The following is a 12,011-nucleotide window of genomic DNA, read 5'->3' on the forward strand; positions in this document are numbered from 1 at the left end:
AATTCCTGCCATACGGGAAGGACTTCCCACGATGTAAACCGTGCACAACCTCCAGAACGCTCGAACGCCTCATGGGTGTCGGGGATCCAATTCGTGCGGGGAGGCACTGTGATCAGGACATTTGTGGGTAAGGCATGCGCTCTGGCGGCCGTCGGGATGGTGTTGACCACACCGGCCGCGTTTGCGGACGATCAAGCAGATCGGACGGCAACCGTGACGGGCGTGCTGTTCGACGACCAGAACCGCAACGGCGTCCGCGACGCCGGTGAACCGGGGCTCGCGGGGCTGAAGGTGCACGGCACCAAGGACGTCGTCACCGACGCCGAGGGCCGCTACACGATCACCGGTGTGCTGCACGGCTCCACGGCGGACCTGTGGTTGCCGATCGCCGCCAACGGCGGCAAGCTGACGCTGAGCAAGCCGAAGGACGCCACCGGCGTCGCCTGGATCAGCGGCTGGGTCTACGTCGAGGTCGGCGCCGATCCGGTGACGACCCACGACTTCGGGTACGGCCGGTGGGGCGCCGACCAGGACGTCTCCTTCAGCTGGTCGGACCACGGTCGTGATCCGAGCCACGTCCAGGTCGGCGACAAGATGCGAGTCGACGCGGAGACGACAACCGGGGCGGCGCCCGGTTACGGGGGTGTCCTGATCACGGCGCCGGTCGGGACGCACGTGGTGCGCCGGGAACTCGCGCCTGGCACGGCCTATGACTGGCTCGACTCGCGGCACGTCCGCATCTACGGGCTGCGCCACCAGGATCCGAAGTCGAACCGCATGTTCCCGGTGGACATCGTCGTCGACAGGCCCACCAGGGGGAACATCACGGTGGAACTGACCCACGACCAGAACACCGACACCAACAAGAGCAACAACAAGGCGAGCATGGCGATCGTGGCCAAGGCCAAGCCCGCGAAGCACGCCGACCAGGTCGTGGCGCCCAGGCACGACTCGGGCACCGGCACGCAGACGCCGCAGGCTTCTTCGTCGAAGGAACTGGCCTACACCGGGGTCGAGCCGAAGCCCTACCTGGCCGCAGGCGTGGCGTTGCTCGGCGTCGGGGCGGCGCTGGTGGGCGTCGCCCGCCGCCGCCCGCGCCGAACCGAGGTCAAGAGCAGCTGAGCCACGTCGAGCACCTCGACGTGCTCGGGCGCCGCACCCGCCGCCTGCTTCTCGGTCAGCCCGTCGGTCAGCATCACCCGGCAGAACGGGCAGCCGGTCGCGATCTTGGTGGGTGCGGTGCCCAGCGCTTCCTCGACGCGGGTCGCGTTGATGCGCTTGCCGATCCGCTCCTCCATCCACATCCGCGCGCCGCCGGCACCGCAGCACATCGCGGTGTCGGCGTGCCGCGGCATCTCACGCAGCCGGGCGCCGGTGGCGCCGACGAGCTCGCGTGGTGCGTCGTAGACCTTGTTGTGCCGCCCCAGGTAACACGGGTCGTGGTAGGTGACGTCCTGCGCGAGCGGCGCGACCGGCACCAGCCGCTTCTCCCGCACCAGCCGGTTGAGCAGCTGTGTGTGGTGCACGACCTCGTAGTGCCCACCGAGCTGCGGGTACTCGTTGGCCAGTGAGTTGAAGCAGTGCGCGCACGTCACCACGATCTTGCGTTGCGCGGCGCCTTCGAACACCGAGTTCAGGACTTCGACGTTCTGCTGCGCGAGCATCTGGAAGAGGAACTCGTTGCCGGCGCGCCGGGCCGGGTCACCCGTGCAGGTCTCCTCCGGCCCGAGCACCGTGTACTTGACGTCGGCGATGTGCAGCAGCTCCGCGACCGCTTGCGTCGTCTTGCGTGCCCGGTCCTCGAACGCTCCCGCGCAGCCGACCCAGAACAGGTACTCCGCGTCGCCCAGCTCACCGTCGAAGACGGGCACCTCGAAGTCGAGGTCCTGCGTCCACGCGAGGCGGTCCTTGGCGTTCTGGCCCCACGGGTTCCCTTTGTTCTCAAGGTTCTTGAACATCCCGCCGAGCTCGGTCGGGAAGTTCGACTCGATCAGCACCTGGTAGCGGCGCATGTCGACGATGTGGTCGACGTGCTCGATGTCGACCGGGCACTGCTCCACGCACGCGCCGCACGACGTGCACGACCACAACGCGTCGGGGTCGATCACATCGCCGACCAAGGTCTTCTCGGATTCGGCCAGGGCCAGCACATCCGTGGTGATGTGGTCCATCAGGTAGGGCGCTTTGGCGTAGGCGTGATCGCGCAACGCCGTGATGACCAGCTTGGGCGACAACGGTTTCTCGGTGTTCCAGGCCGGGCACTGCGACTGGCAGCGGCCGCACTCGGTGCACGTCGAGAAGTCCAGCCAGCCCTTCCACGAGAAGTCCTCGATCGCACCCGCGCCGAACGTGTCGGTCTCCGGGTCGGCTTCCTCGAAGTCCAGCTCGGCGCCCTTCGAGGTCATCGGCTTGACGGCGCCGAGTGCGACCCCGCCGTCGGCCTCACGCTTGAAGTAGATGTTGAAGAACGCGCTGAACCGGTGCCACGCGACGCCCATCGTCATCGTCCGGGAGACCACGATCAGCCAGACCATCGCGCTCATCAGCTTGACGAAAGCCAAGGCGCTGACCAGAACCGGGCTCGACGGCAACAGGTCACCGACCGGGTTGCTCACGAAAGCGGCCCACGTCGGCGCGTGCTCGGCCCCCAGCGCCGCCTTGGCCGCGCGCACGCCGAGGATGCCGAGCCCCTCGACGACCACCACGGCCTCGACGAAGTAGGCCTGCCTCAGGTTCGACCCGGCGAACCGCGACTGCCGGCCGAGCCGGCGCGGGTGGTTGCGTTGGCGGATCAGGACGAGCGCGAGCCCGCCGACGACCGTGCCCACGCCGAGCAACTCCATCAACAGGTGCCACGGCGCGAAGTCGTCGAGGATCGGCCAGCCCCAGGTGGGCACGAACACCTCGCCGTAGGCCTCGAACAAGGCGAGCGAGCCGAGCAGGAAGCCCCACATCACCAGCCAGTGCCACGGCGCGACGCTGCGGCGCTTGGCCATCCGGGTGTGCGCGGCGAACTCCGTGACCAGGTTGCGCATGCGCGCGACGAACGGACCGTTGCGGGTCGAGTCGGGCTGGCCGAGCCGGATCGTCCGGACCATCCGCGCGATCGTGCGTGCGAACAGGCCCCATGCGACGACCGAGATCACGACGGCGATGACGCCGAGGATGAGCGGCACCATGGTGTCCCCTTGTCGGCGTTTGGGCTGGTCCAGCTCTTCTTACTGGTCGGTAACCTGTCGAGGCGAGCTTTGGGGTGGCAAACGTGACGCACGCCTCGCCAACTATTGGGACGTTCGTTCAGGTAGTTTGGCGGCCATGCCACCGTTCGTCCTGCTCGCGCTCGCGATCGCCGCCGAGGTCACGGGCACTGTTTCGCTCAAGCTGTCCGAGGGGTTCTCGAAGCCGATCCCGTCGGTGCTCGTCGTGATCGGGTACGGCATCTCGTTCTCGGCGCTGGCCGCGTTGCTGAAGTCCGGCTTCCCGGTCGGCGTGGCCTACGCGATCTGGGCCGCGATCGGCGTCGCCGCGGTCGCGTTGATCGGCGCCTTCTTCCTGAAGGAGCCGTTCACGCTGACGATGGCCGCCGGATTGGTGCTGGTCATCGGCGGTGTCGTGCTGCTGGAGCTGGGGAGCAGGCACTGACCACCCCGCGCCGGTACACGAAGGTCGACGGCCGCAAAGCCCGCGGCGCACGCCGGCGGGCCGAGCTGATCAAGGCGACGCTGCGTGTGATCGAGCGCGACGGCGTGGCCGGGGTGACCCACCGCGTGGTCGCCGCCGAAGCCGGTGTCCCGCTCACGTCGACCACGTACCACTTCGCGAGCCTCGACGACCTGCTCGTGGCGACGCTGTTGTGGTGCACCGACGAGCTCGCGACCGAGGTGCGCGACGTCCTGGAACGCGCGCGGATCAAGAACACGAGCGCCACCGCGGAGGTCGCGGTCCTGCTCGCCGAGGCCCTCGGCCCGCGCCGCGGCCGGACCATGGCCGAGTACGAGCTGTACCTGATGGCGGCCCGTCGCCCCGCGTTGCGCCCGGCCGCGCGGCACTGGCTGGACGTGCTGGCCAGCCTGGTGGAACACGACGACGAGGTGGCGTTCCGCGCATTCCTCGCGGCCATGGACGGCCTGCTCGTCCAGGGTCTGATCGACGACGAACCCCCGACCGCCCAGCAGCTCGGTCCCGTTGTCGACTACCTGCTCCGCCCACGGAAGTAGGTCCGAACCCGACCGCCGAGATCCGCGCGAACGAAGAGAGCGCAATCGACTAGGTAGGGGAAACTCCAGGGTCGGGTGGGGGCCGACCCTGATGGTCTCGGGTGGAGCCGGCCCATAGCTTCTTCGTTGACAGCAGTTCAGCGAGGGAGTTGACGATGGGCATGGCAAGGGCGATCGCCGTGGCGGGGGTGCTCGGTGGTGGGGCGCTGCTTCTGAGCGCGTGCGGCTTGACGCTGCAGAGCCACCAGTACGAGGACGACGCGCCTGTTGCGCAGCAGTTCACCAAGGTGCAGGTGAACGGGGCCGACGACGTGCGGATCCGGGTCGGGACGTCGTCCAGCGTGCACCGCAAGGTCCACTACGCCGAGAACGACCCGGGCAAGAACACGTGGCGGGTCGAGGGCAGCACGCTGGTCCTCGAGAACTGCAACCACGCGGACTGCTCGATCGACTACGACCTGGTGGTGCCGGCGGGGACGACGGTCACGGGCGAGACCGGGTCCGGCGACATCGACGTCGACGGGGTCGCGCAGCTCAACTTCCAGACGCGCTCGGGCGACGCCGTCATCCGCAACGTCCACGGCGCGGTCAACATCGCCGCCAGCTCGGGTGAGGTGACGGTCTCCGACATCAGTGGTGCGGTGAACGTGTCGGCCAGCTCCGGCGACGTGAACGTGGCCAACGTGACCGGGCCGGTCACCGCGAAGGCGAGTTCCGGCACGGTGCAGGCGACCGGCGTCACCGGCAAGGTCCAGGTCGACGCCGACTCGGGCGACATCACCATCGGGGTGACGAGCGTGCAGGACGTGACCGCGCACTCGGGCTCGGGCGAGCTCGACATCACCGTGCCGAACGGCAAGTACCGGGTGCTCACGGACACCGGCAGCGGCTCCGTGCAGAGTGACGTGGCCAACGACGGCTCGGCGCAGAACGTGCTCGACCTGCGGTCCGGCTCGGGTGACATCACCGTCCGGCACGCATAACCGCTCTGGGGAACACGGGCGAGAAGTCGCGCGTTAGGCTTAGCAGAAAGGTTGAGCGGGTCTCGCTCAAGTCTGTCGAACACAGGAGGAACACTCATGGCGCGAGCGGTCGGCATCGACCTGGGGACGACCAACTCCGTCGTCGCCGTCCTCGAGGGCGGTGAGCCGACGGTGATCGCCAACTCGGAGGGGTCGCGTACGACACCTTCGATCGTGGCCTTCGCGAAGAACGGCGAGGTACTGGTCGGTCAGCCTGCCAAGAACCAGGCCGTCACCAACGTGGACCGCACCATCCGGTCGGTCAAGCGGCACATCGGCACGGACTGGAAGACCGAGTCCATCGACGGCAAGGCGTACACGGCGCAGGAGATCAGCGCCCGCGTGCTGCAGAAGCTCAAGCGCGACGCCGAGTCCTACCTCGGTGAGACGATCACCGACGCCGTGATCACGGTGCCCGCGTACTTCGAGGACGCGCAGCGCCAGGCCACCAAGGAGGCCGGCCAGATCGCGGGCCTCAACGTGCTGCGGATCGTGAACGAGCCGACCGCGGCTGCCCTGGCCTACGGCCTGGACAAGGGCGAGAAGGAGCAGACCATCCTGGTCTTCGACCTCGGTGGCGGCACCTTCGACGTGTCCCTGCTGGAGATCGGCGACGGCGTCGTCGAGGTCCGCGCGACCTCCGGTGACAACCACCTCGGTGGTGACGACTGGGACCAGCGGATCGTCGACTGGCTGGTCAACAAGTTCAAGTCGAGCACCGGCATCGACCTGACCAAGGACAAGATGGCGCTGCAGCGCATCCGCGAGGCGGCGGAGAAGGCGAAGATCGAGCTGTCCAGCTCGAACAGCGCGACCATCAACCTGCCCTACATCACGCAGGACGCCGACAAGAACCCGCTGTTCCTGGACGAGACGCTCTCGCGCGCCGAGTTCCAGAAGATCACCGCGGACCTGCTCGACCGCACCCGCGCGCCGTTCAACAACGTGATCAAGGACGCCGGCATCACGGTCAGCCAGATCGACCACGTGGTGCTCGTCGGCGGCTCGACCCGCATGCCCGCGGTCACCGAGCTGGTCAAGGAGCTGACCGGCGGCCAGGAGCCCAACAAGGGTGTGAACCCGGACGAGGTCGTCGCCGTCGGCGCCGCCCTGCAGGCCGGTGTGCTCAAGGGTGAGGTCAAGGACGTCCTGCTGCTCGACGTGACCCCGCTGTCGCTGGGCATCGAGACCAAGGGCGGCGTCTTCACCAAGCTGATCGAGCGCAACACCACGATCCCGACCAAGCGCTCCGAGGTGTTCTCCACCGCGGAGGACGGTCAGACCACGGTGGGCATCCAGGTCTACCAGGGTGAGCGCGAGATCGCGGCGCACAACAAGAAGCTCGGCACCTTCGACCTGACCGGCATCCCGCCGGCACCGCGCGGCATGCCGCAGATCGAGGTCACCTTCGACATCGACGCCAACGGCATCGTGCACGTGTCCGCGAAGGACCTCGGCACGGGCAAGGAGCAGTCGATGACGATCACCGGCGGTTCCGCGCTGGGCAAGGAAGAGATCGACCGCATGGTCCGCGACGCCGAGGCGCACGCGGAGGAGGACAAGAAGCGCCGCGAGGCCGCCGAGGTCCGCAACCAGGCCGAGTCGCTGGTCTACCAGACCGAGAAGTTCATCAAGGACAACGAGGACAAGGTCCCCGACGACGCCAAGGAGAAGGTCAACGCGGCCATCGCCGAGGCCAACGAGGCGCTCAAGGGGGACGACATCGCGGCCATCAAGGCGGCGGTGGAGAAGCTGAACACCGAGTCCCAGGCGATGGGTTCGGCCATCTACGCCAACGCCGGTGCCGCCGGTGCGACCGGCGGTGAGGCGGGCGCCGAGGGTGGCTCCTCGACCGGTGGCGCGTCGGCCCAGGCCGAGGAAGACGTGGTGGACGCCGAGATCGTCGACGACGAGGACAAGAAGTGACCGATCCCGTGACCGGTGGCCCGGCCGCGGGCGACGAGGAGGAGCCGCACGTCGTCGTGCGCGACCGCCGGCGCATCGACCCCGAGACCGGGGAGGTGCGCCCGGCGGCCGACCAGCCGGACGACGATCCCGTCGAGGCCGTGCCCGTCGAGGGCTCCGACTCCGACGCCATGACCGAGGAGGTCGGCGCACTGCGCAAGCAGCTCGACGAGCGCACCGCCGACCTGCAGCGGGTCACCGCCGAGTACGCGAACTACCGCAAGCGCATCGACCGCGACCGGGAGGTGGTGGTCACCAACGCCAAGGCGCAGGTGATCACCCAGCTGCTCCCGATCCTGGACGACGTCGAGCGGGCCGCCGCGCACGGCGACCTGACCGGCGCGTTCAAGTCGGTGGCGGACAAGCTCGTCAACGCGTTGGAGCAGGCGGGCCTCGAACCGTTCGGCCACGAGGGCGAGCCGTTCGACCCGTCCGTGCACGAGGCGGTGCAGCACGACACGTCCCCGGAGGTCTCCGAGCCGACGGTGACCGGCGTGCTGCGCCGCGGCTACAAGATCGGCGACAAGCTGGCGCGTGCCGCGCTGGTGGCGGTCACCGATGTGGGAGTGGCACCGGAGCCCGATGAGCCGGCGGCCGAGAACAACAGCTGAGCGAGAGGAGGAGACGTCCGGTGAGCGCTAGGGACTGGATCGACAAGGACTTCTACCGTGAACTGGGCGTCTCCTCCGACGCCAGCGACGGGGACATCAAGAAGGCGTACCGCAAGCTCGCCCGCGAGCTGCACCCGGACGCCAACCCGGGCAACACCAAGGCCGAGGCGCGGTTCAAGGCCGTGTCCGAGGCCTACGGCGTGCTCGGTGACCCGGACAAGCGCAAGGAGTACGACGAGGCGCGGTCGCTGTTCAGCTCGGGCGGGTTCCGCCCGGGTGGCGGCTTCGGCGGGTTCGGCTCCGGCGGCGGGGGCACCGGCGGGTTCGACGTCAGCGACCTGTTCGGCGGCGGCGCGGCCGGCCAGAGCGGCACGTCCGGCTTCGGCGGGATCTCCGACCTGTTCGGCAACATCTTCGGCAAGCGCGGCGGCGGCACCACCTCCACCCGTCCGCACCGGGGCACGGACGTGGAGACCGAGGTCCGCATCGACTTCGTCGAGGCGGTCCAGGGCGTGACCGTCCCGTTGCGCCTGTCGACCCCGGCGACCTGCAACACGTGCCACGGCACGGGGGCCAAGCCGGGCACCAGCCCGCGCACCTGCCCGACCTGTGACGGTGCCGGTCTGGTGAGCCGCAGCCAGGGCGCGTTCGCGTTCAGCGAGCCGTGCCGGGACTGCCGTGGCACCGGCCGGATCGTCGACGACCCGTGCCCCGAATGCGGTGGCGACGGCGTGAGCACGAAGAGCCGCACGCTCAACGTGCGCATCCCACCGGGGGTGCAGGACGACCAGAAGATCAGACTGGCGGAGCAGGGCGAACCGGGTCGCAACGGTGGCCACGCGGGTGACCTCTACGTGCGCGTGCACGTGACCCCGCACCCGATCTTCGGGCGCACCGGCGACGACCTGACCATCACCGTGCCGGTCACCTTCCCCGAACTCGCGCTCGGCACCACGCTCACGGTGCCGACCCTGAACGGTCAGGTGAAGGTCCGCGTGCCTGCCGGAACGACGACGGGCAAGGTCCTTCGCGTGCGGGGCAAGGGGATCGCCAAGCGCGACGGCAAGGTCGGCGACCTGCGCGTCACCCTCCAGGTCACCGTTCCGGCCAAACTGGACGATGCGGCGAAGACGGCCCTGGAAGCCTTCGCCGAGGCGACTTCGGACCACGATCCGCGTCCGGATCTGACGGCGATGCTGAGGAAGGACAAGTGATGAGCACCCCCTTCCCCCACGACGAAGACGCCCCGGTCTTCGTGATCTCGGTGGCCGCGCAGCTGTCGGGCCTGCACGCCCAGACGCTGCGCAGCTACGACCGCCAGGGCCTGGTGTCCCCGGGCCGGGCCACCGGCGGCGGCCGCCGGTATTCGTTGCGCGACATCGCTTTGCTGCGTGAGGTGCAGCGCCTGTCCCAGGAGGACGGCGTGAACCTGGCGGGCGTGAAGCGGATCATCGAGCTGGAGAACGAGGTCAGCGCGCTGCAGAACCGCGTGCACGAACTGACCGAGGAACTGGCCGCGGCGTACGCGGCGGCGGAACAAGCCGCCGCGGCCGTGCACGCCTCGTACCGCAAGGACCTGGTGCCCCGCCACCGCCAGCAGACCGCGCTGGTGGTCTGGAAGCCCCAGCCCCGCCGCCCGCGCTGAACCGCACAGGACAACCGCGAACTGGTTCGTCCCAATGCAACTGCGAGTCAGCAGCCCAACCTCACCACGAGACCAGACCGCCCCCGGCTAGTCGACGGTGAACGGGTCGTAGGAGATCCGGTCCAGCTGCGTCCCGGCAACAAGCATCCGCGAAACCGTGGACCGGATCATCGACGGCGAGCCGGACACGAGCACCCTGCGGTCCTCCCACGCGCCGTACCGGGTGACCACGTCGGCCAACGTCCCGTGCTCGACCCCGGCCATCTCCGGCTCGGACTCGAGCACGGGCACCACGGTCAGCCACGGGTTGGTGGACGCCAACTGGCGCAACCCGTTCAGGTCGTAGAGGTCGGTGCGGACCCGCCCGCCGTAGAAGAGGTGGACCCGCGGGTTCTCGCCCCACTGCGACAGGTGGTCGACGATCGCGCGCATCGGCGCGAGGCCGGTCCCGCCGGCCACCATCAGGATGTCCTGACCGGCTTCACGGTCCACGGTGAGCCGCCCGAACGCGGGCCCGATCCGCCACCGGTCCCCCGTCCGCGCGTGCGCGACCAACGCCGGGCTGACCCAGCCACCGGCGACGGCACGAACGTGGAACTCCATGACCCCGTCCTCGGTGGGCGCGTTGGCCGGCGAGAGGTACCGCCACAGGCGGGGCCGTTGCGGGGTTTCCACGCTCACGTACTGGCCCGGCCGGTAGGGCACCGGGTAGTCCGCCTTCACCCGCAGGATGGCCAGGTCCCGGCTCAACCGCTGGTGGTCGATGACGGTCGCCTGCCAATAGGCAGGACCGTCGTCCATGGCCGCCGCGTCGAGCATCGACCGGGCGACGATGGTGAAGGCCTCGGCCCAGGCGTGTTCGACCTCCGCCGTCCAGGCGTCGCCGGCGAAGTGCTTGATCGCCGCCAGCAGCGCCATCCCGAACGACTCGTAGTGCGAGGTGATGACGCCGAACTTGCGGTGGTCGCGCCCGAGCTGGCGCAGGAACGGCACCAGCTCGTCGGGGCGGTCGAAGCGCTGCACGATGTGCATCAGCGAGCGCAGCAGCCGGACCCGCTGGACGCTCATGGTCACCGGGAACATGTCCCGGGTCTCGGGCGCGATGCTGAAGAGCTTCTCGTAGAAGTACTTCGCCATCTCGTCGGCGTACGGCTCGACGACCGCGAAGCTGCTCCGGACCAGCCGGACCATTGTCTCGACGGCGGCCTCGGTGTCCGATCGGGGCGGAAGCTGTGGCACAGGGCCTACCACGGCGTTGGCGGTCATGGTCGGAGTACAGCCTCCCCCTATCCGCCGTACGTGGGCAAGCTCCTGATCACTGTGCACGTTAGCGGCAACATCAACTCATCGGGGACTTGATGACACGTTCGGGTGAACGCGACTCACGTTGCGTCCGCCTGGTGATCATCACCGTGCACTGAGTTACCGTTTGTGGAGAGGTTGGGAGCGAAAGGATGCGCGTGTCCGAGGTCAACGGCGGCGCCATGCCGTCGATGGGGCGCGAGACGGCCGCGCAAGCGCTCGAACGCGAACTTTCCGTGCTGTTCGGGCGGGCGCGGAGCGTGTCCTTGAGCCTGGTCGCCCGGGTCCACCCGGAGCTGGACTCGGCGTCGTACGCGCTGCTGCTGCGCCTCGACGACTGCGGCCCGGTGCGCGCGGCCGCGGTGGTCGGGCTGACCGGGCTGGACAAGTCGACGGTGAGCAGGCAGCTCGGCCGGCTCGAGGAACTCGACCTGATCGAGCGGGTCGCCGACCCGTCGGATGGTCGCGCTCGCCTGATCCAGCTGACCAAGACCGGCTCGGCCCGCCTGGCCAGCGTGCGCGAGGACCGGCGACGGCAGTTGCGGGCCCGGTTCGAGAGCTGGTCCACCGACGATCTCCAGTCGTTCGCCACCCTGTTGGGGCGGCTGAACGAGGACCTGTAACCCGCAGCTCATTTAGTTGTCTAGCGCAACGAACTCGGCCTATAGTTGTTGTCAACGCAACGGTGCGGAGGTGTCGGGGTGAATCCTTCGACTGACGACTACATCGCCTTGCTCCGGCAGATCCGGACGCTGGCAGGCTTGCAGCACGCGGGCGCCCAGCGCACCTGGCGCGACCAGCCCGAGTTGCAGCAGGGCGCGGGCAAGCTGCTCGCGGAACTGGCCTACTGCGGCCAGGCCCGCATCTCCGACCTGGCCGAACGCCGGATGGTAGACGCCTCGGTGATCAGCAGGCAGGTGGCGCAGCTGCAGAAGCTGGGCTACATCGCACGCCACAAGGCGGAATCCGACGCACGGGTGTCGCTGCTGACCGTGACCCCGAGCGGCCAGGAAGCACTGGACCGCTGGCGTGAGCACCAGGTCGAGTTGCTGCGCGCGGCCCTGCAGGGCTGGGACGCCGACCGCATGCACGCGGCGACGAAGGTGCTCGAGGAGATCAACGCCGACTTCCGTGCGGCGCTCGAGCCCGGCGGCCCCCGCGCCGCCGCCAGCTAGCCACCTCCTTATTGGGACTGTGGATCCCGCGATCCCCAGCGGCAATAACCGCCGCCTCGCCGGCCGATCGTGGC

At 68.9% G+C, this 12,011-nt stretch carries 12 protein-coding genes; 10 read left to right on the forward strand and 2 right to left on the reverse strand.

Annotation, left to right across the window (positions count from 1 at the left end):
• Positions 1 to 213 precede the first annotated feature (213 nt).
• Positions 214 to 1,122 carry a hypothetical protein gene (locus EV186_RS06290; RefSeq protein ID WP_133848083.1) on the forward strand — a complete coding sequence of 303 codons (909 nt, stop codon included), beginning with the start codon at positions 214 to 216 and terminating at the stop codon, positions 1,120 to 1,122.
• Here EV186_RS06290 and EV186_RS06295 read toward each other — a convergent pair.
• Entirely contained in the window at positions 1,026 to 3,179 is a 2,154-nt protein-coding gene (locus tag EV186_RS06295; protein ID WP_133848084.1) for a (Fe-S)-binding protein, read from the reverse strand. The two genes, EV186_RS06290 and EV186_RS06295, sit on opposite strands and share 97 nt — an antisense overlap.
• A 136-nt stretch (positions 3,180 to 3,315) precedes the next feature.
• Here EV186_RS06295 and EV186_RS06300 point away from each other — a divergent pair, with 136 nt between their 5' ends.
• The 7 genes from EV186_RS06300 (at position 3,316) to EV186_RS06330 (ending at position 9,460) form a co-directional block, all read left to right on the forward strand.
• Positions 3,316 to 3,642, forward strand: a complete 327-nt coding sequence (locus EV186_RS06300; RefSeq protein WP_133848085.1) for a DMT family transporter — start codon at positions 3,316 to 3,318, stop codon at positions 3,640 to 3,642.
• Positions 3,639 to 4,217, forward strand: a complete 579-nt coding sequence (locus tag EV186_RS06305; protein ID WP_133848086.1) for a TetR/AcrR family transcriptional regulator — start codon at positions 3,639 to 3,641, stop codon at positions 4,215 to 4,217. Before EV186_RS06300 ends, EV186_RS06305 begins: the two co-directional genes overlap by 4 nt.
• 155 nt (positions 4,218 to 4,372) lie before the next feature.
• Positions 4,373 to 5,200 carry a DUF4097 family beta strand repeat-containing protein gene (locus EV186_RS06310; RefSeq protein WP_133848087.1) on the forward strand — a complete coding sequence of 276 codons (828 nt, stop codon included), beginning with the start codon at positions 4,373 to 4,375 and terminating at the stop codon, positions 5,198 to 5,200.
• Between the two features lie 96 nt (positions 5,201 to 5,296).
• Positions 5,297 to 7,165 (forward strand): molecular chaperone DnaK, encoded by a 1,869-nt coding sequence (gene dnaK, locus EV186_RS06315; RefSeq protein WP_133848088.1) that lies wholly within the window; start codon positions 5,297 to 5,299, stop codon positions 7,163 to 7,165.
• Positions 7,162 to 7,815, forward strand: a complete 654-nt coding sequence (gene grpE / locus EV186_RS06320; protein ID WP_166659038.1) for a nucleotide exchange factor GrpE — start codon at positions 7,162 to 7,164, stop codon at positions 7,813 to 7,815. The genes dnaK and grpE overlap by 4 nt, the downstream gene beginning before the upstream one ends.
• A gap of 20 nt (positions 7,816 to 7,835) precedes the next feature.
• Complete coding sequence (dnaJ, locus tag EV186_RS06325; RefSeq protein ID WP_133848089.1) at positions 7,836 to 9,029, forward strand: molecular chaperone DnaJ; 1,194 nt, start codon at positions 7,836 to 7,838, stop codon at positions 9,027 to 9,029.
• Positions 9,029 to 9,460, forward strand: a complete 432-nt coding sequence (locus tag EV186_RS06330) for a heat shock protein transcriptional repressor HspR (RefSeq protein WP_133848090.1) — start codon at positions 9,029 to 9,031, stop codon at positions 9,458 to 9,460. The genes dnaJ and EV186_RS06330 overlap by 1 nt, the downstream gene beginning before the upstream one ends.
• A gap of 87 nt (positions 9,461 to 9,547) precedes the next feature.
• Here the strand turns inward: EV186_RS06330 and EV186_RS06335 are convergent, their stop codons facing one another.
• Positions 9,548 to 10,726 carry a globin domain-containing protein gene (locus tag EV186_RS06335; protein WP_243753839.1) on the reverse strand — a complete coding sequence of 393 codons (1,179 nt, stop codon included), beginning with the start codon at positions 10,724 to 10,726 and terminating at the stop codon, positions 9,548 to 9,550.
• 188 nt (positions 10,727 to 10,914) lie between these two features.
• On the opposite strand from EV186_RS06335, the gene EV186_RS06340 reads away from it, so the two are divergent.
• Positions 10,915 to 11,385: a MarR family winged helix-turn-helix transcriptional regulator gene (locus EV186_RS06340; protein ID WP_243753840.1), complete on the forward strand. Its 471-nt coding sequence runs from the start codon at positions 10,915 to 10,917 to the stop codon at positions 11,383 to 11,385.
• A 78-nt stretch (positions 11,386 to 11,463) separates the two neighbouring features.
• Positions 11,464 to 11,937 (forward strand): MarR family winged helix-turn-helix transcriptional regulator, encoded by a 474-nt coding sequence (locus tag EV186_RS06345; RefSeq protein WP_166659039.1) that lies wholly within the window; start codon positions 11,464 to 11,466, stop codon positions 11,935 to 11,937.
• Positions 11,938 to 12,011: the final 74 nt, after the last annotated feature.

The organism is Labedaea rhizosphaerae, assembly GCF_004362825.1.
GTDB classification, from domain to species: Bacteria; Actinomycetota; Actinomycetes; order Mycobacteriales; family Pseudonocardiaceae; genus Labedaea; species Labedaea rhizosphaerae.